Source organism: Hymenobacter sp. FMD4, from assembly GCF_058932745.1.
Genome location: NZ_JBZYWH010000034.1, coordinates 19725 through 39308 on the forward strand (window position 1 = coordinate 19725; position 19584 = coordinate 39308).

Annotated in this window: 16 protein-coding genes; 6 read left to right on the forward strand and 10 right to left on the reverse strand. The window is 57.7% G+C overall.

Annotation, left to right across the window (positions count from 1 at the left end):
* Nucleotides 1-82 precede the first annotated feature (82 nt).
* Nucleotides 83-697, forward strand: coding sequence for a histidine phosphatase family protein (locus AC5FXY_RS20710; RefSeq protein ID WP_493558632.1), 615 nt, complete (start codon nucleotides 83-85; stop codon nucleotides 695-697).
* Nucleotides 698-729: 32 nt separating this feature from the next.
* Here AC5FXY_RS20710 and AC5FXY_RS20715 read toward each other — a convergent pair whose 3' ends face one another.
* Complete coding sequence (locus AC5FXY_RS20715) at nucleotides 730-1017, reverse strand: hypothetical protein (RefSeq protein WP_493558633.1); 288 nt, start codon at nucleotides 1015-1017, stop codon at nucleotides 730-732.
* A gap of 267 nt (nucleotides 1018-1284) precedes the next feature.
* Between AC5FXY_RS20715 and AC5FXY_RS20720 the strand changes: the two genes are divergently transcribed.
* The 3 genes from AC5FXY_RS20720 (at nucleotide 1285) to AC5FXY_RS20730 (ending at nucleotide 4883) form a co-directional block, all read left to right on the forward strand.
* The gene (locus AC5FXY_RS20720; protein WP_493558634.1) at nucleotides 1285-3156 is read left to right on the forward strand and encodes a pyruvate dehydrogenase complex dihydrolipoamide acetyltransferase; all 1872 of its coding nucleotides are present in this window, start codon (nucleotides 1285-1287) and stop codon (nucleotides 3154-3156) included.
* A gap of 96 nt (nucleotides 3157-3252) precedes the next feature.
* Nucleotides 3253-3798, forward strand: coding sequence for an ATP-dependent protease subunit HslV (gene hslV, locus AC5FXY_RS20725; RefSeq protein ID WP_493558635.1), 546 nt, complete (start codon nucleotides 3253-3255; stop codon nucleotides 3796-3798).
* Nucleotides 3799-3911: 113 nt separating this feature from the next.
* The gene (locus tag AC5FXY_RS20730) at nucleotides 3912-4883 is read left to right on the forward strand and encodes a deoxyhypusine synthase family protein (RefSeq protein WP_493558636.1); all 972 of its coding nucleotides are present in this window, start codon (nucleotides 3912-3914) and stop codon (nucleotides 4881-4883) included.
* A gap of 67 nt (nucleotides 4884-4950) precedes the next feature.
* Here AC5FXY_RS20730 and AC5FXY_RS20735 read toward each other — a convergent pair whose 3' ends face one another.
* The 7 genes from AC5FXY_RS20735 to AC5FXY_RS20765 all read right to left on the reverse strand — a co-directional run bounded on the left by AC5FXY_RS20735 (nucleotide 4951) and on the right by AC5FXY_RS20765 (nucleotide 10002).
* Entirely contained in the window at nucleotides 4951-5514 is a 564-nt protein-coding gene (locus AC5FXY_RS20735) for an Imm42 family immunity protein (protein WP_493558637.1), read from the reverse strand.
* 12 nt (nucleotides 5515-5526) lie between these two features.
* Complete coding sequence (locus AC5FXY_RS20740) at nucleotides 5527-6189, reverse strand: M949_RS01915 family surface polysaccharide biosynthesis protein (protein WP_493558638.1); 663 nt, start codon at nucleotides 6187-6189, stop codon at nucleotides 5527-5529.
* A 103-nt stretch (nucleotides 6190-6292) separates the two neighbouring features.
* A complete protein-coding gene (locus AC5FXY_RS20745) occupies nucleotides 6293-7204 on the reverse strand; it encodes a DUF3667 domain-containing protein (RefSeq protein WP_493558639.1) in 912 nt (303 codons plus the stop codon).
* Between the two features lie 105 nt (nucleotides 7205-7309).
* Nucleotides 7310-8116 (reverse strand): hypothetical protein, encoded by an 807-nt coding sequence (locus AC5FXY_RS20750; protein WP_493558640.1) that lies wholly within the window; start codon nucleotides 8114-8116, stop codon nucleotides 7310-7312.
* Between the two features lie 167 nt (nucleotides 8117-8283).
* Entirely contained in the window at nucleotides 8284-8748 is a 465-nt protein-coding gene (locus AC5FXY_RS20755) for a hypothetical protein (protein ID WP_493558641.1), read from the reverse strand.
* Nucleotides 8749-8850: 102 nt separating this feature from the next.
* Nucleotides 8851-9402: a 2'-5' RNA ligase family protein gene (locus tag AC5FXY_RS20760; protein ID WP_493558642.1), complete on the reverse strand. Its 552-nt coding sequence runs from the start codon at nucleotides 9400-9402 to the stop codon at nucleotides 8851-8853.
* Nucleotides 9403-9411: 9 nt separating this feature from the next.
* Entirely contained in the window at nucleotides 9412-10002 is a 591-nt protein-coding gene (locus AC5FXY_RS20765) for a DUF1572 family protein (RefSeq protein ID WP_493558643.1), read from the reverse strand.
* A 114-nt stretch (nucleotides 10003-10116) separates the two neighbouring features.
* Between AC5FXY_RS20765 and AC5FXY_RS20770 the strand changes: the two genes are divergently transcribed.
* The gene (locus tag AC5FXY_RS20770) at nucleotides 10117-12300 is read left to right on the forward strand and encodes a hypothetical protein (protein ID WP_493558644.1); all 2184 of its coding nucleotides are present in this window, start codon (nucleotides 10117-10119) and stop codon (nucleotides 12298-12300) included.
* Between the two features lie 405 nt (nucleotides 12301-12705).
* Here the strand turns inward: AC5FXY_RS20770 and AC5FXY_RS20775 are convergent, their stop codons facing one another.
* Together AC5FXY_RS20775 and AC5FXY_RS20780 are read right to left on the reverse strand one after the other, a co-directional pair.
* On the reverse strand, nucleotides 12706-15441 hold the full coding sequence (locus AC5FXY_RS20775) for a S8 family peptidase (RefSeq protein WP_493558645.1): 2736 nt from the start codon (nucleotides 15439-15441) through the stop codon (nucleotides 12706-12708).
* A 251-nt stretch (nucleotides 15442-15692) separates the two neighbouring features.
* Nucleotides 15693-18527 (reverse strand): aminopeptidase P N-terminal domain-containing protein, encoded by a 2835-nt coding sequence (locus AC5FXY_RS20780; RefSeq protein ID WP_493558646.1) that lies wholly within the window; start codon nucleotides 18525-18527, stop codon nucleotides 15693-15695.
* Between the two features lie 305 nt (nucleotides 18528-18832).
* Here AC5FXY_RS20780 and AC5FXY_RS20785 point away from each other — a divergent pair.
* The coding region (locus AC5FXY_RS20785) for an acyl-CoA desaturase (protein WP_493558647.1) at nucleotides 18833-19584 on the forward strand (752 nt) is incomplete at its 3' end.

Below are 19584 nucleotides of genomic sequence, written 5' to 3' on the forward strand. Positions count from 1 at the left end.
ATCAGAAATAGTAAAGTGTCGGGAAGAGCTGCAAAACGCTACTTTCGCGCCCTCATTCAGCAAAACTACGCCCCGAAACCGCGTGGTCAAGAAAATCTACCTCATTCGCCACGGCCAGACGTACTTCAACGTGCGCGGCATCGTGCAGGGCAGCGGCGTCGATGCTCCCCTGAACGAGATGGGTGTGTCCCAGGCCGCCCAGTTCTACGATGCGTACCGCGACATGGCCTTCGACCGCGTGTACATCTCCACGCTCATGCGCACCAAGCAGTCAGTGCAGCCGTTTCTGGATGCTGGCCTGCCGTTTGAGCAGTACCGCGCCCTCGACGAAATAAGCTGGGGCAACCGCGAAGGCACGCGCATCACGCCGGAAGAAGACATTGAGTACCACGGCATTCTGCGGGCCTGGCAGCGCGGCGAAACGCACCTGGCATTCGAAGGCGGCGAAAGCCCCGACGAGGTAGCGGCCCGGCAGCGACCCTTCATCGACGAAATACTGCGTGGCCGCCCCGACGAGGAAACCATCCTGGTGTGCATGCACGGCCGGGCCATGCGCGTGCTGCTCTGCCAATTGCTGAACTACCCACTTAGCGCCATGGACCTCTTTGAGCACCGCAACTTAGGACTGTACCGCGTGCATTACACCGGTTCTATGTTTAGCGTGCGTTCGTACCTGGATACGCGGCATTTGAGCTAACAAGCGGCGCTGCTGCCTTCTTTTCAGATACCCTACACCGACTGCGAAACGGCCATAAGTACTTTTCCCGTCCAGCCGGAGTCTTGGGAATCTATGATTAGGGTTCGGAAATGGTGCCGTTCGCCTTCGATTGCAACTCCCGGTAAGTCGTCCACATGGATGTCGATGCCGAAGGCCGGCGGGTACTTCGAAAACCGGCCTTTCTTCTCCCGCAGCGCAGCGTTGTGGTGGTTCTGGTTGATGTATTGGCCAATGGAAATGCCGTAAAAGAAGAACGTCAGCCGCATCCGTAGGGGAGACCGGAAGGAAGTGGTGTACACGCACAGTGAATGCCCGCGGGCTTTTAATTCCTTGAAGAGCTCAACTGTACCCGCTCTGAGTTTCTCGACACCTATCAGCCGTAGCAGCCAGCTTTGCGGTTCCGTCGGAAATGCCTTTGACGAGGGAATAAGCGTATCGTCTAAGTCGAATGAGATTTTCACGAATTTTCTCCTTTATCCCGCCCGGCAACGTTTGCATAAATCGGGTTTGTGCCCGCAAGAAATACGGTCTATTTTTGGCGGCTTGAACCCAATTGACGACTTACAATGGCCGAAATCATAAAAATGCCCAAAATGAGCGACACCATGACCGAAGGGGTCATTGCGGCGTGGCTCAAGCAGGTGGGCGACAAGGTAAAGTCCGGCGACATTTTGGCCGAGGTAGAAACCGATAAGGCTACCATGGAGCTCGAAAACTACGAGGACGGCACCTTGTTGTATATCGGTCCAAAAGAGAAAGAAGCCGTGCCGGTGGATGGCGTACTAGCCATCGTCGGCAAAGAGGGCGAAGATATTTCTGGCCTGCTGAGCCAGATCGGTGGCAACGGTGGCGCAGCTGCTGCCCCGGCCCCGAAGGCTGAAGAGCCCAAAGCTGAGCAGGCTGCACCAGCGGCTGCTCCTGCACCGGCTGCTCCCGCCGCCAAGCCAGCCGCTTCGGCTACGGCCGCCTCCAAGCCTGCCGGCAACGGCAAGAAGGCCACGGTGGTGCGCATGCCCAAAATGAGCGACACCATGACGGAAGGCGTCATTGCGGGCTGGCTCAAGAAAGTAGGCGACAAAGTAAAATCCGGCGACGTGCTGGCCGAAGTCGAGACCGACAAGGCCACGATGGAGCTGGAGAACTATGAAGACGGCACGCTGCTCTACATCGGTCCGAAAGACGGTGAAGCCGTAGCTGTCGATGGCATCCTGGCCATCATCGGTGAAGAAGGTGCTGACATCGATGTGCTGCTTGGCGGCGGATCCGGTGGGGGCCAAGCGAGCGGCGAAGGTCCGCAGGCTGGCCACTCCGGTACGAGCGACTTCACGCCCACCGCCGGCGGAGAAGCCGAGTTCGGCGATGCCAAGGCCAATTCCGAGCTGGAAGACGCCAAATCCGACCGTGATATTCAGGCCCGTGCCGAAGCTACCGGCCAATCGTCGGGTGGTGTGGCCGTGCCCTCGGGCGCCGAAGGCCAAGCCACTTCGCAAGACACGCCGCAGGGCGGACGCCTGTTTGTATCACCGTTGGCCAAGCGCATTGCGCAGGAGAAAGGCATCGACCTGAGCACCGTGAAGGGCTCGGGCGAGAATGGTCGCATCGTATCGCGCGACCTGGAGAATGCACAGCCCGGCGCCCGGCCGCAAGCTGCTCCGGCGCCGCAAGCCGCCGCTCCGGCCCCGGCTGCTGCTCCTGTTGCCCAAGCTGCTCCGGCTCCGGCCACCGCACCGGCACCGGCCGCGCCGCAAGCCGCCGAAGGCACTTACACCGACACGGCCGTGTCGCAGATGCGTAAGGTTATTGCCCGCCGCTTGGCTGAAAGCAAGTTCTCGGCGCCGCACTTCTACCTCACGATGGAAATTTCGATGGACAAGGCCATCGAAGCCCGTCAGCGCCTCAATGAGCTGTCGCCGGTGAAGCTGTCGTTCAACGACCTCGTCATCAAGGCCTCGGCCGCTGCCCTGAAGCTGCACCCGGTTATCAACTCCTCGTGGCTCGGCGACAAGATCCGCCAAAACAAGGTGGTGAACATCGGCGTGGCGGTGGCCGTGGAAGAAGGTCTGCTGGTGCCCGTTATCCGCAACGCTGATCAGAAGGGCCTGTCGCAGATTGCCAACGAAGTGAAAGACCTCGCCGGCAAGGCCAAGACCAAGAAACTGCAGCCCTCGGACTGGGAAGGCAATACCTTCACCATTTCGAACCTGGGCATGTTCGGCATCGAGGAGTTCACGGCCATCATCAACCCGCCGGATGCCTGCATCCTGGCCGTAGGCGGCATCAAGCAGACGCCGGTGGTGAAAGATGGCCAGATCGTGGTCGGCAACGTGATGAAGGTGACCATGTCGTGCGACCACCGCGTGGTGGACGGCGCCAGCGGTGCCGCCTTCCTGCAGACGCTGAAAGGCCTGCTGGAAGACCCGATGCGCATGCTAATTTGAGGTAATTAACCCAGTTGTCATCCTGAGCACAGCGAAGGACCTTATCACGTAAGGTCGTTCTGCTGTGCTCAGGATGACAGCTTTTAATACTGACTTATGACCCGCATAAGATCAACAACCGTCCTCGGCGTGCGGCACAACGGCGAAATAGCCGTGGGCGCCGACGGCCAGGCCACCATGGACAAGCACGTGGCCAAAAACAACGTGCGCAAAATCCGGCAGCTGCACGGCGGCAAAGTCGTGACCGGCTTCGCAGGCTCTACCGCCGATGCTTTCACCCTGCTCGAACGCTTCGAGGAGAAGCTCGGCGCTTTCGGTCAGAACCTGAAGCGCGCCGCCATCGAGCTAGCCAAAGACTGGCGCAAGGATCAGTACCTGCGCAAGCTGGAAGCCATGATGGTGGTAGCCGACCAAGACGAGCTGCTCATCATCGCCGGCACCGGCGACGTGCTGGAGCCCGATTCCGACGTGGCTGCCATCGGCTCGGGGGCTATGTTTGCCCAGGCCGCTGCGCTGGCCCTGAAGAAGCACGCGCCGCACCTCACGGCCCGGCAGATGGTGCAGGAGGCCTTGAACATCGCCGCCGACATCTGCATCTATACGAACCACAACATCATCATCGAAGAACCTAAGCGCGGCTAGCGCAACCTGTCCAAAACTTTAGCCCGGCTATTGAACTAGCCCCGGATGGGGTGCGTTAGGGGCCGGTGCTTCGGTTCAACTCGCAGGAGGCACCACGTACAACACACGCAGAAATGAACGTAACCAACTTCCTCAAGCACCACTACCGCCACTTCAACGCTGCGGCCCTCGTTGACGCCGCCGAAGGCTACAACAAGCACCTCGCCGAAGGTGGCAAGATGATGATTACCCTGGCTGGCGCCATGAGCACCGCCGAAATGGGCATTCAGCTGGCCGAACTGATCCGCCAGGATAAAGTGCATATCATCAGCTGCACGGGTGCCAACCTCGAGGAGGACATCTTTAACCTCGTAGCGCACGATTTCTACGAGCGGGTACCGAACTACCGCGACCTGACGGCCGCTGACGAGCAGGCTTTGCTCGAGCGCCACATGAACCGCGTAACCGACACCTGCATTCCGGAGGAGGAGGCTATGCGCCGCCTCGAGCACTCGGTGCTGAAGTTCTGGGAAGAGGCCGATAAGGCTGGCAAGCGCTACTTCCCGCACGAGTTCTTCTACCAGATCCTGAAGTCGGGTGAGCTGGAGCAGTACTACCAGATCGACCCGAAGGACTCTTGGATGCTGGCCGCTGCCGAAAAGAACCTGCCCATCGTGTGCCCCGGCTGGGAAGACTCCACGCTTGGCAACATCTACGCCGGCCACGTCATTTCGGGCGACATCAAGAACGTGCACACCATGCGCACGGGCATTGAGTACATGATCTACCTGGCTGACTGGTACACCAACAACGCCAAGGAAGAAAGCAAAGTGGGCTTCTTCCAGATCGGCGGCGGCATTGCCGGTGACTTCCCGATCTGCGTGGTGCCCATGCTGCACCAGGATCTGCAGCGCACCTCGGTGCCGCTGTGGGGCTACTTCGCTCAGATTTCGGACTCGACCACGTCGTACGGCTCGTACTCCGGCGCCGTGCCCAACGAGAAAATCACCTGGGGCAAGCTGGGCCAGGACACGCCCAAGTTCATCATCGAGTCGGACGCGACCATCGTGGCGCCGCTGATCTTCGCCATGGTATTGGGGCAATAATTGCCTGCTTGACCTTCAATGAAAACGCCCGCTGCGGAAGCTTCCGCAGCGGGCGTTTCGTTATTTACTAAGCTGATTGCAGCAACGCCTTTGCGAACTGGTTGAACTCAGCCAGCGCGTTTAGGAAACGCTCTTTAGGTGACGTGTGAGTAAATACGTGGCCGTACCCATCCGACGCGCACCTGCGTGCATCGTGGCATTGCCACACCACAGTTACTTGCTCGTTCTCCTCATACTGAAAGACGAAGTAAGGGTCCAGGGTGTCGTCGAGGCGCAGTAAGTGCCGGAAGAACACAGAATCATCGGACCCGCCAGTAACGGGGTTTTCTGAGTCCATCGGCCAATTTGGGTGCGCGTCTACCGCTTCCTTGCTTGCCATCAATAAGTGGAAGATTTTTTCCCAAGCCCGGCCTTGTAGGTGCTTGCTATCTAAAGAAATCAGATTTGAGCGAAGCTGATCATACCACGCGGTGGTTTGAGCTACGAACGAGGGTAAGTAGCATTCTTCGTGCTCTTGGATAATTGGCCGCCCGCCGAGCCAGAGGCGGGCGTGGGCCATACGCTTATTGACTGGCTCTTGCGTGGAAGGACGGTACTCAATACCAAAAGACCATTTACTGCCGAACAGCATTGGGCGTGTGTGTTACTGTATGTCTAGCGCGTGCCGCGCCCAGAGCACTTTGGCAAACTGCCGGTAGCATCTAGGGGCCCGCTGAAATGCTCTATCAAACTTGTACTTCCCACCTTCAAAGCCTTTGTCGCCGGCCAAGCCTTTCAGTGACGTGTGCAGTAAGCTGCGGCCTTGCATTTGGTGGGGCCGCTCGTTGCGGTACATCACCAACTTCATGGTGCGTGCTCTTATATAGCTGGTACAGGCGGTCTTGTAAACCAACCAAATTTCCGGACTCCCGTCTTCGTCCAAATCAGTCACCATTGGGACATCCCGATCAAAACCCGTGAATACATCGAGTATGCATTTCTGCTCGCCGTCGGTTAAGGACCATCGCAGCGAGGCTTGACCTTGGCTGATCGAATAATAGTAAGCGTGCAAAAGCTTCTGCTGGGGCGTAGGTAACTGCCAGCCAGTATCGGAGGGTGTCGTGTACGACGAGGCTGTGGTGGATAGCAATACTATATATTGGCCTGAGCGGTCGGCCCAGCTGACCGCTCGAAGGAAATGGCCTTCATAAGTTACGTCGGTCGGGATTCCCGTTTGCGGAATCGAGTAAGTAGCTAATTGAGCAAAAATTGAAGCGGGAAATAGAAGATAGCTTCCTAAGGACGCTAGAATCAGAAGGGTAGGCATATTATTAATCGGTGTTCCTGGCAACCAACAGAGGCGAGACAGGTCACCCTGATACCGGACTTGTAAGGGTGAACAGTAGGATTACCAAGTTGCGCTGCCAGCCTTATTTCTTAGGCGTAACCTGCTCCATATTCGACTTGGGAGTAGGTTTTTTTTGTTTCAGCTCTTCGAGCAGTCTGGGATCTTGGCGAATGAGCGAAATGAAGATGGCTGCCTGCAATAGCAAGATGGTCACGAACAACACAATAGTTTGCAGCACCACGGTGCCGATGCTGCGCACCCATTTGTCCTCTATGGGCATGCGGGCGGGCTCGAGTAACTGGCGATATACCCACGCAGCGTAACCCAAGTAGGGCAGCATGGCTAGCATCATATAGGGCTGCAGCGTTGGAAAATGCTGTATAAGCAGCAGCAGCGGAAGCATAAAGACGGTGGAGATGATGGTGGTGGTGCCGGATATGAACGCTTGGCTCAGCAGCATCTCCGCAAAGTTGAGCCGCGAGGGCCGCAGCAGCCACAGGGCTATTACGGCATTAGCAGGCAGTATCACCAAATAAATCAGGGTGGGATACTTGCCCCAGAGCTGCATGTAACGCTCCAGCATCAGCTGCAGCACCCGCGGCATTTCGGCTTGCTGATTGGGGGGAACGGGATTCATGCCTACTGCCGAAATCAGCAGCATGCTCACCGCCGTAATCAACAGTAGATAGGTGATGGGGCGGAAGTGCTGGGCCCGTCGGCCGGCCATGTACTCGTGCAGGGTGGCGCCGGGCTGCGTCAGCATCTGCCGCAAGGTGTACAGCAAGCCCTTATCGACATGCCAAACGGAGTGCGGCAAGTCGTGCAGCAGCAGAAAGCGCAACGTGAAGCGGTGGGTGTGGTGCGCATCCTGCCCGCAGTGGCCACAGAAGCGTTCTGGCACCGGATGACCGCAGTTGAGGCAACTCTGGGCGTGGTCGTGGGGAGCGTGAGTGGCGGTGAGAGCGGAGACCGGCTGGGTAATACTAGCTTCCATAGGCAGATGATATTCGAGCAAAATATAAGAAAAAGAGCTGGTCACGAGCGGATTACGAGTAGCTGCAGTGCCCGGAAAATGCTTGTGCCCAGCCAGTAGTATAGATTAATAACCTCTATTGGTGTATATGGCCATCAGCAGCTGAGGAATGCGGTGCCGTGCGCGAAAGGCCTCAAGGCGGTCGAGCGAGCCGTGGTACGACATGGCAAACGTAATATGGGCCAATGCCGCTGGGAAGATATGGGGCATGACAACCTTGCCCGCAGCGTCAACATTAAAGTAGTAATAAGGCCCGGGAGACAAAATGAGAGGCCGGGCGCCAAGTTGAATCAACGAGTCCTGCAGAGACTGCACAACGGCCTGTGCAGCGGGTGAAGGAAAAGTGTTCGTGGCGTAACCGTAGATGGTGTTCGGCGGCAGCCGACGTAACAGCGGATGATCCACTGCAGCCAGATTAGTGTCGCAGGTGCTGAGTTCCAGCCGGTCGGGTTGGATGAGTAGCGTGCCGGTGGTTTTGCGGTGCCCTACCGTCACCGTCAGGTCATACGAGCCGGGGGCTAGGTCGTTCAGATACTGGAAGTTGTAAGCAGGATAGGGAGTGGCTCCGCACATGAGCGGAGGTTGCGGCGTGCCATATTCCACTCTGATGGAATTGCCGGTACGGGTCAGGCTGGCGGGCATGGGCCAGTAGGTGCAGGAATAAAAAGTATCCGTGCGTGTTGTCAAGGTCAGTACCGAGCCGGCACGGTGGTGAACGTCATGCACTTGCAGAATGATCTTGCGGGTAGTTGGAGCGCCCGGACCAGCACACACGCCAGCGGCGGCCGGCTTGCATTCGTCGGCACTGTTCTGGCAGGCGCAGAGGCTGCTTAGCAGGCTGGCCACGATGCCGATGGCGTGAGTGTTTGTCATAAAACGAGGTGATAGGAAATAACAATGCAGTAGTTAGCTTCTGGTGCGGAACAACTACCACGAACGTGATAGTAATATAGGGACTTGTGAATGGGTAGGTTGCTGCTGGTTGGCAACAAAAAAACGCCCGTCAGGACGACGGGCGTTTTGTGCGTGAGAAGTCAGAATCAGAAGCGGAACAGCGGGCGGGCCGGGTTCCAGATGCCCCACGGAATCATGAGCAGCACCAGCAGCAAGGCAATGCCGAAGTAGATAGCGGCGCGCTTGTGCTTGATGACGGCATCAGCAGGCTTCTTGGAGAGCGAGCGGCCTATTTGGGCAAATACCACTGCCAAGATCATGCTGGTGATGTGCTCTACGCCCCAAAAGCGCAGGCCTGGGTCTTTCATGGCGGCACCCATGCCACCTTCCATAGCCTTCATGCCGAAGGGGCTCAGGCCGAAATACAGAATCAGGCCGAGCAACAGCTGTAGGTGCATCGAGCCAATGAAGGCAGCACCCATGCCGTTGTCGGCGCCGGTGAAGGGCTTGCGGCCGAGCCAGCCCGCGAGGGCGCGGAAAAAGGCAATCAGGCCAAAAATGAGGACGAGCCAGCGCGTCCAGGAGTGAAGCAGTAGAACAGTGGAGTACATAGGCTGCAGGTTGATGAGCAGGGTAAAGGTAGCGCAGGATTGAAAAAAGCAGGGCGGGAGCCGCCGCAGATTGCTCAGTAGTCGGTCAGCATGATTTGTGGGCTAATCAAACTCTTCATAGCCACCCAGCGGGTACACCTCCTCGGGCACAAACTGACCACCTTCTTCCCGCAGAATAGCCAGGTTGCTGATGCGCAGCTTTAGGTTGTAGGTCTGCTCGTTGAGGTATTGCAGCACCGGGCCCAGCAACTCGGGCGTGGTATCGTGCAGGGCCAAGGATATGTGCGGCAGCCACAGCTCAGGCGTGCTGAAACGGTCGGTACGCAGGCACAGCGGGGCCGTAGACGCAAGAAGGCGACCGTGCAGGCGGTTCAACTCTTCGGAGCGGAGCACCGGGATGTAGATAACGGGATTGGGGCCCGGAAACAAACCCAGGCCAGTGGTAAAAGCCTCGAAGGGTAGGGTGGAAGCAGCTACTTCTTCCAACACGCCCTTCAGCGCGTCATGCTGATTTACGCCGGCCAGCAGGTAGGTGATGTGGGGGTCGGGAGTGGCCTGCACATCATCGAGGCCGAACTCATCTTCCAGGCTACGGATGATGCCATTGATGCGGGCGGCGTTCTGCGGATTCAGCAGTGAAGTAATAGCAAGCATATGCCGCGCTTAAACTCCCGATGGAGCTGCAAGGTTAGGGTTGAGGTTGGCAGCGGCGTGTTTTTCGGCATTGAATTGCTTGCTGCGGCCGCGGGCAATGCTTAGGGTTTGCCATTGCTCGCCGCGCAAGGCTTTGGCCAGCAGCACCAATTGGCCGGTGTGGTAAGCGTAATGAGCCACCTGTCGCTGCAGCGCCGCCAGGGCCGTGTGCGGCTCTTGCCTGATGGTAATGGTGCGCAGCCAGTCGGTGGGATGATGTTCTAAATGATCGAGCACGGCCCAGAGAATGGGCCAGGCTGCTTCCCACTGCGCTTGCAACGCAGCAATGCCCGCGGCCGAAGTGGGCTCCTCAAATTCTCGGTCGCGTTGCCGGTTGGGTTTCTCCCCGTCGCTAGTCCAGAAATCCGTGAAGCGGGAGCGGAGGTTGCCTACCAAGTGCTGCACAATAACGGCGGCGCTGTTGGAAGCTGGCTCCGGGCGCCACAGCCATTCTTCGGGCGTGAGCTGGGCCAGGGCTTTATCAGCCAAGGCTTTGTAGGTCCGAAAGCTGTGCCGTACGGTAGTAAGCAGCTCGGTAGCAAGCGGATTGGCGTTAGACATAGATGGGGGAGGACCGGAATGCGGTGCTAAGGTAACCCGACGAAGTACAATCTGCTGCAAACCTCGGCCCCCAAAGCCCGGTTTGCGTTAGAAGCAGACCTATTGCTTTTTTCCGTGTCCGAACGCTTGTCGACTTCCACCGAACCTGCTGCTGTGGCTTCTGCGCCGCCGCGCCGTTGGCGTTGGCTGTGGTGGGCACTGGGCATCCTGCTGGTGCTGGGCTTGCTGCTGGTGGTGGCGCTTAATACCCTGCTGGATCCGTGGCTGCGGCGCACCTTGGAGCAGCAAGTAGCCGAGAAGTCAAAGGGCAGCTACCAACTGCGCATTGGCGGCTTGCGCACCGATTTGCGGCAGCGGGCCATTACGCTGCGGCAAGTAGAATTGCTGCCCGGCCAGGCCTCCTCCGATTCGGTTCCGCCCGCCTGGCTGCGGCTTTCGGTGGGGCGCATACGCGTGGCCGGTGTGGGGCTGGGCGCGATATTGCGCAAGGACGTAGTGCCCGTGGACACCGTGCTGGTGCAGGCCGTGCGTGCCCACGTGCTCGATAAGCCCGAGCCGCAAGGCGAGTCGAAGCCCCTCCACGAACAGCTGCCGCCTCGCCTGAAAGGGGTGAAGCTCGGCCACTTTGCAGTAAAGGATATTCGCGTCAGCTCCGGGCCCAAGGTGCCCACGCGGGTGCAGCTGCGCGAAGGCAACATGATGGCCGACAACATGCTGATTAGCCGCGAAGCCGCCAACGATTCCACGCGTATTGCTTACTCGCTCGCGCTGCGCCTGCACGCTACCGGGCTGGAAGCGGCCGTGCCTGGCCATCAGGTGCGGCTGGGTAGCGTGCAGTTTCGCTCCCGCGGCGGGCAGCTCCGCCTGGATTCTCTGCGCATCCAGCCCATTGACGACAAGCAAACCGAAGCCGGTGCAGCACAGGTAACGCTGGCGCTGCCGCAGGCGCGTCTTACTGGCATTCACCAACGAAAACTGAATCAGCGCGTCTTGCAAGCCGATTCATTGCGCTTATCAGGCATGAAGTTCAGCTTGGCGGCGCCTGGCTCGCCGCCGCCGCCAGTATACGTTGCCTTGGCTCCTTACCTCCGCCGGGTGCAGGTGCGCCACGTGCAGCTGCAGGATGGCCAAGTGAGCGTATCGCGCGTGTCGATGCAGCCGAAGGCAGATGCCGTGAACATCACTGGCACTGATCTGCGCATTGATTCGGCCAGCGCTTCCGACTCCAAACGAATATTGTACGCCCAAAGCTGGCAGGTGCGCACCGGGCCAGCCAGCCTGCTCATTGACCCGCCGTACTATCGTCTGAGCAGCCAGCGCCTGGAGGTCAGCACGCAGGGCCGCTCGTTGCATTTGACCAACGTGGTCCTGAAGCCCACCATGACGCCCGATGGCATGGCGCGCCACCGCGGGCATCAGGTTACCCACCTGACCTTAGGCACCCCGGCTATGCGGGTATCGGGTTTCGATTATGGGGCCTTGGAGCGGAATGGTGCGTTGCTGGCACAGCTGATTGAAGTGCGTAAGCCTGAACTGAGTATCATCGGCAACAACCGATACCCTCTCAGCGAGAAGCTGGCCCTGGTGACGCCCGAAAACATTCGCAAGCTGCCCTTCCGGCTGGATGTGCGCAAGCTGCGGGTGCAAGACCTTAATATTCGCCTGAGCATCACCGGCAAGCGTGCCAAACGTGCCGGCAACTTCGCCATTACGCGCATCAGCGGCGAGGCAATTAACGTTACGAACGACCCGCGCCGCATGGGCCAGCAGACGCCGGCCGTGCTGCGCGCCACGGCTTACCTGCAGGGTCGCTGCCGCGTGGAGGCCGTGGCCTGGTTGCCGCTGCTCGATGCCAGCGGCCGGCATTGCCTGCAGGCAAGTTTCGGCCCGGCACCCCTCTCCATTATGAATTCCATCACTGAGCCCACGCGTTTTGCCCGGTTCGATCGGGGGCAGGTTCACAGCATCCGAGCCCGCATGTACGTGGATCGGAAAGGTGTGACGGGAACGATGTGGGCCGAGTATTCAGATCTTAAAATCGATTTGCTCAGCGCTAACGGCGGCGGCCGGGAGCGGCAGACCTTTCTGACCAAAGCGGCCTCCAAACTGGCCAACACCATCGTCGTCCGGAATGACAACCCGCGCCGCGACGGCCGGCCTCTGCAACCCGGCAAAATCAGCTCAGACCGCGACTTGCGCTTCAGCGTGTTTTCCATCTGGTTGCAGGGCCTGAACAGCGGCATGCTCAACAGCATCGGAGTACCCGCCAAACTGGCCGAAGAAATAAGCGAACTGTAGCGAAGGATGCGCTGTCGGGGTAGTTGTGCCCATTCAGTTGGTCACGCCGGCTTACAGCTCATAACGAGCCTTGAGAATGTGTAAGAGGGGCTGCAGAAGGTGCGCTTCGGTTTGCGGACAATACAATGGCCGTCCTGCCAAGCGCCGCTGAAGCATCTCTACCGCTTCGTTCTGTGATAAGATAGACGGAGCGGTAGAGATGCTGCGGCTGCGCTTCCTCTGTTGAGAAAGTAGACGCCACAGGTCAAGCAGAGGCGTTTTCCTAAGCTTCACTAAAAGCCTTCCCGGTATTGTCCACGCATGTTGGTAGAGCAAGCACCGAACGGCAGAATGGCCACAGCCACAAAACAAAGAAGGCCCGGAACAGCTGTTCCGGGCCTTCTTTGTTTAGAGTTCAGGCGTTGCTTAGTGCGTGAGCACCAGGCGGCCGCTCTGGGTTTTAGCTCCTGTCGAGAGCTTGTAGAGGTAAGTGCCCGCGGGCAGTTTGGTGCCATCAAAGGCGTGCTCGTGGTAGCCAGCCGTTTCCGGGGCGTTTACCACCGTTTGCACCTTACGGCCCATCACGTCGAATACCTCCAGGCGTACGGGCGCGGCTTCGGCCAGCTGGTAGCGGAAAGTGGTGCGCTCAGCGAAGGGGTTCGGTGCAGCAAATACGGCGTCGCTGGACGCATGCATGGCAGTGCTGGCCGAGGAGCGGGTAGCATCGGCAGGCGCGGTGTTCCACTGGTCGTGGGTGCGCGTCACGATGACGGCAAAATCAGCGCGCTTTACTTTTTGCTGAGGCTTGAAGGTGGCGTGCAGCACCGGCTGCAGGTCGTTCGGGCCTTGCGTGAGCGAGTAGTAAGCATTGATCAGGTTCATGTCGAGTGCCACTTGCACGTAGCCCGCCAAGCCGGCCGGAATCTGGGCGGCATCGTCGATGGCAATGCGCTGGCCGTTTACTTCCACCGTTACGGGACCGGTAGCTTGCTGCGCCCGGTTTTGCAGGCCGAGGCTCTGCACCAGCGAGTAAGCCAGGCTGGCGCGCGTTACGGCCGCGTTCGGCGCAAATACGCCCGGCGATACGGGCAGCATCACCCCGTTCTGAACGTGGTTACGGTCGCGCAGGGCAGCACCGCGGTTCGTTACCGATTCGGCCAGCAGCTGCTGCGCGGCCGATACGTCGCCGAAGGAGCTGGTGCCGCTCAGCGGCAGGGACTGGCGCACGGCCTGGCCCATCATCAGGTAATCAGCCAGCTGAATGCGCGACAGGTCCTGCTCCGGCTTGAAGCCATTGGAAAGGCCATCCATCAGGCGCTTGCTGATAGCCATTTGTATAGACGCTTCGGCCGGATGACCAGCGGCGTCGGCGAGGCCCGTCGAGCCCAAGGCTTGGTTCAGGGAGATAGTACCATTCACGGTTTCGGGCAGCGCGGCGCCTTGCAGGCCGTCGAGGCGCACCGTCCAAGTGCCCGCCTCGGGCGAAGCCACCGCTACGGCACGACCAGGGCTGATGGCAAAGAGCACCGAAATGCCGGAAGCATAGCGGCGGCCGCTCGGCGAGAGCAGCACCAGGTTTACGGGGTTGCCGGTTTCGCCCAGCAGGCCTGTCACTTTGCAGCTTACTTCCAGAGATGAAGTGCCGGATGGTACGTTAAAGGTCTGGCTGTTGGTAGCCGCGGATGCGGGGTTGAAGTTGATGGTAAACGGCGAGTTGCTCACGGCCGTGTTCACGTTGCTATTGAACGTGCGCTTGGCGTTTACCGTGGCACCGTAGCCGGCCAGGCGGAAGGCCCGGTCCACGGCAGAATAAGCGTTGGCCATGCCGTGACCCACTTCCCACGATTCACGGTTGGGCAGGTTCGTAGCCGTTTCTTCCAAGATGGCTTTTACCTGGGCCGGCGTCAGGCTGGGGTTGGCGTCCAGCATCAGGGCCACGATGCCCGCCACGTGCGGCGCCGACATGGACGTGCCCGTCAGGTGCGTGTAGAACGGCACGTGCGCGGGCTCAAGGTTTTCGACGTCTTGCTGCGTGCTTAGCAGTCCGATAGGCGACACGGCCCGCGTCGATATGATGTCCGTACCGGGTGCCGTTACCGTCGGCTCATCGCGCCAGGGGAAGGTCTGCCCGTCGATGGCTACGGTGCCATTTACGCCTTTGCGGCCGCGCGACGAAGAAGGAGCCAGCACACCGGCCTTGTCGGAGTTGGCCACGGTGATTACCCACGGTGCTTTTTTGTAGTTGCCGGTGATGGTGCCCGAGCCAGCGCCCGAGTTACCGGCCGAGAATACCACCACAATGTTGCGGTCGACGCAGCGCTTGGTGGCAATGGTGATGGGGTCATTGGGGTTCGGCTCAGTAGCAATGTCCGAAGTGGTGCCGAAGGAGTTGGTAATGACGCGGATGTTGTACTGAAACTGGTTGACCAGTGCGTAGTCAAAAGCACCGACCACATCCAGAATGAACAGGCCCGCGCCCGTGCCGTAACCGATCAGGTCGGCGCCTGGGGCTACGCCAGCATGCCGACCATTGGATGCTGCGCCAGTAGCTCCCACAATACCGGCTACGTGCGTGCCGTGGCCGCCAGTCTGGTCGGTGTTAGGGATGTTTTCGAGGTAGGTAATAGGCAACAGCGCATTCTGTGCGTTCAGGTTGGTGGTGCCCAGTACGTTTTGCTTCAGGTTCTGGCCCAGCTTGTGGTCGGGGTGTGTCCCGTCGATGCCCGAGTCGTTCACCACCACACCCACGCCCTTACCCGATACGGGTAGGCCGCCATTACGCTGCGTGAATATCGGCTCCAAGCGGGCGCGTTGCGCACCGGTGAGGGCCGTGGCTCCATCGTTGTCGCGCACCAAGGAGCGGTTCAGGTAGATGGACACCACGTCGGGGTGACTGGCCAGCCGGCTGATTTGGGCGCTGGTGGCCAGTACCCCGGCTACGGGCAAAGCCCGCAGCGTTACGCCTTGGGTAACGCCTAGGGTCTGCAACGTCAGGCGGTTGGCGGCGGAAGGAGCTGAGTTGCCCCGAAACGTCACCACCACTTGGTGAAGGCCGACTGGGTTGCTGAGTAAAGGCTGGAGGTGTGTATCAAGGTAGGCTTGAGCGAGGGCGGCCCCGGTGCTGCCCATCCAGAGCAGCATCCCGAGTAAAGTTTTCTTCATAGAAAGTTAAGGTGGGTTAGGTAAGCGTTGGCAGACTTACGAAACACACATATCCTATGGTTTTGAATATTTTAAAAAATTGTTCGATATGTTGATTAAATCAACAAAGTACATGGATTGGTGCTGCAGATTTCGCATTAATGTTTTTTATATATAAGTTATTATATATAATTAGATACCTCTATTATTGCAAAAAAGCATCTCTGGTACCAGAGATGCTTTTTCGTGCACGAACAGCTAGTAGAGCAATATTATTGAGTAGGCTGCGGGTAGTAAAATTGCTTCTCTTCTTTTGTGATGTTCCAAAACTTGAGCATTTTCCCTTGCTCCTCCGATACTTTAGGGTCAGTAATAGTGCCCCAGTTCATTACCGAGCAATTCTCCTTTAGAAGAACTAATTTGTCTGGCGACTCGGCAATAGTTCTCAAGGCTGCGACTTCGCAATTTTCCTCTTTTAAATTTGATTTGTCAGTAATTGAATAGTAAGCAACGAGAGCAACCAGAGCGCCGATATAAACTAGTCGTTGTTCACGTTTTAAGTATAGCAACAAGTAAAGCGCAGACGTGCTGAATAAATAAATTAATGCTAGCGTAACGGGCATGATGCTGTCACGACGCACAATATAGGGACGGTATACTCGGTAACCTCCCAAGGGCAGTAGCAGAATGTAGAGCATGCTCAGCCCCAACATCCATTTGGCCGCAGTAACTATTCGTTGCGAAGATTTGGTAGTGGGTTGTCTATTAATGATAACCAAGTTGATGACCACTGATAGCACAAGTAGAGGGAAGCCGGCTTCTTGCCCTAGTTCAAACCAAAACCCTTGGAATAGCTTCTGATAAAGCTCCTTCAATGTGAAAGGCTCAGTGTTTTCAATGTTATGCGTACCTATATAATAAGAATATGTACTGCAAAACAGCAAAAAACTAAAATGCCAGAATATCTGTTTGGGGATATCATTGTAAGCTAATTGTATTTTCTGGTAGATAGTAAGATAATAAATGGGTTTAAGTAAATGACGAACCAGATACAAGAGGATGCTGCCAAACATCATAATATTTACGGCCGGCATCAAGGGGCCATTGAGAGATATTACTACTGCTAATATAGGTAGGGCGATATGCCATGCTAGTGATATTTTGGTCTTTTTGTCAGTAAATAAGTTTCGGTAGATAGGTATGAAATAGATGAGAAGTAAGCTGAACGGCAATGAGTAAAAGAATACATAAGTAATCGAGCGGTCAATGATACTCATTTGGCCATTGAAGCCGGCCGCCTGGAAAAAAGGCGTGATGAGTAATGCGCAAATCAGGAAGTACTTCGTGTTGAAACCTGACCGCCCGCTGGCAAAGTAGGCCAACGAGCTAATCAGGGCCGCCTGTATGAGGGTTTTGGCAATGGCGCTGGCCATGTACACGCTGTAGATGGCATCTACAAACGTCTGCAACAGCAGCGGCATGTTGCGCATATAAGTTAGCAGCGACTGGTGGGCGAAGTACCGGTTTGGACCAGCGTACCGTTCACCCTTGAAAAGTACACTGAGCGCAAACGGGTCGTTTAGGACAAACTCCAACCAGTAGCGGGGCAAAATCACGGCTACCATGTCGCCATCGTGGGGCACGTTCAGGTGCTGCACATACGAGTAGCCCAGGTCCAGTAGCAGCGGGATAATCAGCAGTAGGTGGGCATAGCGCCAGAACTTATTTCGGGGGGATACGGCGGCATTACTCACCGACTCTTCCGGCACCAGTTCCGGCGGCGGAGCCGGGAGGCCAATGGGCGGCGCGGGTAGGCTAACCGGTGTGCTAGGCGCAGCATTGGTGTGCGAGGCGCGGCCCATCAAAGCCTCAATCTCGGTGGCCTCCATGGGAATTCCGTGCGTGAGGTCTTCGGCGGGGCCTTCCCGGAGTACCAGGTCATTACCAATGCGGATGCCTAGATTTTCAGCTTCGATATAAATACCCGTTTCGAGGCTAAGAACCGCACCGGCCGGAAACTGCTCGTATAGGTCGCCGACATCGGGTGAGTTCAAGCCAAGCAGGTGACCGAACCCGTGGCGACAATATTGCTGCAAGTAGTGCTGTGGGCCGTGCTGCTGCAGCTCGGCTGGGGTAAACAGCTCTAGGGCGAGGAGCTCTTGAATAAGCAGCTTGTTACACTGCTGCTGAATGGACTGATAACTCTGGCCAGCGCGCACAAATGCGCGTACGCCTTGGTGCACGCGCAACACAGCATCATATACCTGACGCTGGCGGGGTGTAAAGTGACCATTTACCGGAACCGTACGCGTAACATCGGCGCTGTACAGACGGTACGAGGCAGCGGCATCCAGCAGTAGCACGTCGCCCTCTTGGCACACTTCATGGCCGGCCCGGTGTAGTGGTGTGCAACTGCGGGCGCCCACGGCAACCGTAGGGGCCTGGTCGGCCCAGTCAGCTTCAGGGTACTGCAAGTACTGGTGAATAAGCTCGGCCTCTACCTGGCGAGCCGTTACGCCTGGGCGCAGGTAGCTCAATACGCGCCGGAAGCCTGCTGCTGAAATGTCGGCTGCCGTGCGCATTAGCTCCAGTTCTGCCGGGCTTTTGATGGTGCGCAGGCGGGCCAGCAGGGGAGCTGCCCGCTGGAATTGGTGCAGGGGGAACTTCCGGCGGCACCAGTGTACAAACAATTCCTCGGCGCCTTGGGCCGTCGACCCAGCTGAAAAATGCTCGTTGGTGTTCAGGTAAATATTGGTGGCCAGCGGAGCTACTCTGCCGATGAAATCTTGCAATTCGTCGAGCCAGCGCACAGTGGCTATGCCAGTCAGGGCTGCTGCTTGGTTTAGCGTCAGGTGCTGACCCCTGTGCTGCTGCACAAACAGGACCTCACGCATTTCGTCGTTTGGGTGTTCGGGAAAAATCAGCAGGCTGACTTGTTCCTGCTGCAGGCCAGTCAGCCAGTACAAGTCGTGGTTTTGCCGAAGGCGCGTGGTGCCGTCGACGAGGGTCGGCATCACGTCAGTAGTGTTCAGCACGGCCAAAGAGCCGGGAAGCAGGGCCGCTGCAAACCGTTGGCGGTTGTGCGTAGCTAGAGCTGTAAAAGGCATTGAGGCAGATAATGCGAGTAACAACCCCAAAGCTACTGCCCTTAGGGCGTTCCGCCCAGCTACTAACTCTGAAGCCTGGCTCGAACTTTTCTGCTCGCTGTAATCCAGGCAGAACTGTGCTGCGGGGAAGCACTCAAAATGCGCTGAAACAAAGCCCCTGATTAAACGCTTTTAACAATGCCCGATCAATGTTGAGTTGATTGCGTACTATTAAGGGCAGAAAAAGAATTGAAGCAAGCGAACCGAATAATCATTGGGAGTTCAAGTTTCCATTCTTGGCCTGTCCACACCCATCATTTTGCCGCATGCTGATTGTCATTGCTTTCTTAGCACACTGGTATTTGTCGCTGTTCGCGCAGTCGTTTTTCCAGCACCGCTACGCCGCCCACCGCATGTTTAGCATGCACCCTCTCTGGGAACGGTTCTTTTTCATCTTCACCTTTATCAGTCAGGGTTCCAGTTTCATGTCGCCGCGGGGCTATGCGCTGCTGCACCGCATGCACCACGCGTACTCCGATACCGAACAGGACCCGCATTCCCCGCACAATTCCTCCAATGCTTTCGGCATGATGTGGAAGACGCGCACCGTCTACCAGGAAGTGCTACAGAATCGGCACCCCGGCGCCATGCGCTTTGCCGAAGGCGACTACCCGCAGTGGAACAGCTTGGAAGAGTTGGGCAACCGGTGGTACGTACGTGTCGGCTGGGGTGCCTTGTATGTAGCGTTTTACGTGGCGTTTGCCACGGCGTGGTGGCAATTTCTGCTGCTGCCCATTCACTTTATGATGGGCGCCGTGCATGGGGCCATCGTGAACTGGGGCGGGCACAAGTACGGCTACCAGAACTTCGACAACAACGACAAGTCGCGCAACTCGCTGTTCTTCGACTTTTTGACCGGCGGCGAACTGTTCCAGAACAACCACCACAAGTTGCCAATGCGCGTCAACTTCGGCGTGAAGTGGTGGGAATTGGACCCCACCTACCCCGTTATCTGGACCCTCGACAAAGTCGGCGTCATCAAGCTCAAGCGCAAGGTATCGGCTGCCGATGTGAAGGC

Bases quoted from the DNA above. Each gene is read 5' to 3' on its own strand.
- AC5FXY_RS20760 (WP_493558642.1), bottom strand. From the start codon at position 9,402: ATGCTTGCTATTACTTCACTGCTGAATCCGCAGAACGCCGCCCGCATC.
- AC5FXY_RS20780 (WP_493558646.1), bottom strand. From the start codon at position 18,527: ATGCCTTTTACAGCTCTAGCTACGCACAACCGCCAACGGTTTGCAGCG.
- AC5FXY_RS20755 (WP_493558641.1), bottom strand. From the start codon at position 8,748: ATGTACTCCACTGTTCTACTGCTTCACTCCTGGACGCGCTGGCTCGTC.
- AC5FXY_RS20775 (WP_493558645.1), bottom strand. From the start codon at position 15,441: ATGAAGAAAACTTTACTCGGGATGCTGCTCTGGATGGGCAGCACCGGG.
- AC5FXY_RS20720 (WP_493558634.1), top strand. From the start codon at position 1,285: ATGGCCGAAATCATAAAAATGCCCAAAATGAGCGACACCATGACCGAA.
- AC5FXY_RS20765 (WP_493558643.1), bottom strand. From the start codon at position 10,002: ATGTCTAACGCCAATCCGCTTGCTACCGAGCTGCTTACTACCGTACGG.
- AC5FXY_RS20750 (WP_493558640.1), bottom strand. From the start codon at position 8,116: ATGACAAACACTCACGCCATCGGCATCGTGGCCAGCCTGCTAAGCAGC.
- AC5FXY_RS20740 (WP_493558638.1), bottom strand. From the start codon at position 6,189: ATGCCTACCCTTCTGATTCTAGCGTCCTTAGGAAGCTATCTTCTATTT.
- hslV (WP_493558635.1), top strand. From the start codon at position 3,253: ATGACCCGCATAAGATCAACAACCGTCCTCGGCGTGCGGCACAACGGC.
- AC5FXY_RS20730 (WP_493558636.1), top strand. From the start codon at position 3,912: ATGAACGTAACCAACTTCCTCAAGCACCACTACCGCCACTTCAACGCT.
- AC5FXY_RS20745 (WP_493558639.1), bottom strand. From the start codon at position 7,204: ATGGAAGCTAGTATTACCCAGCCGGTCTCCGCTCTCACCGCCACTCAC.
- AC5FXY_RS20735 (WP_493558637.1), bottom strand. From the start codon at position 5,514: ATGCTGTTCGGCAGTAAATGGTCTTTTGGTATTGAGTACCGTCCTTCC.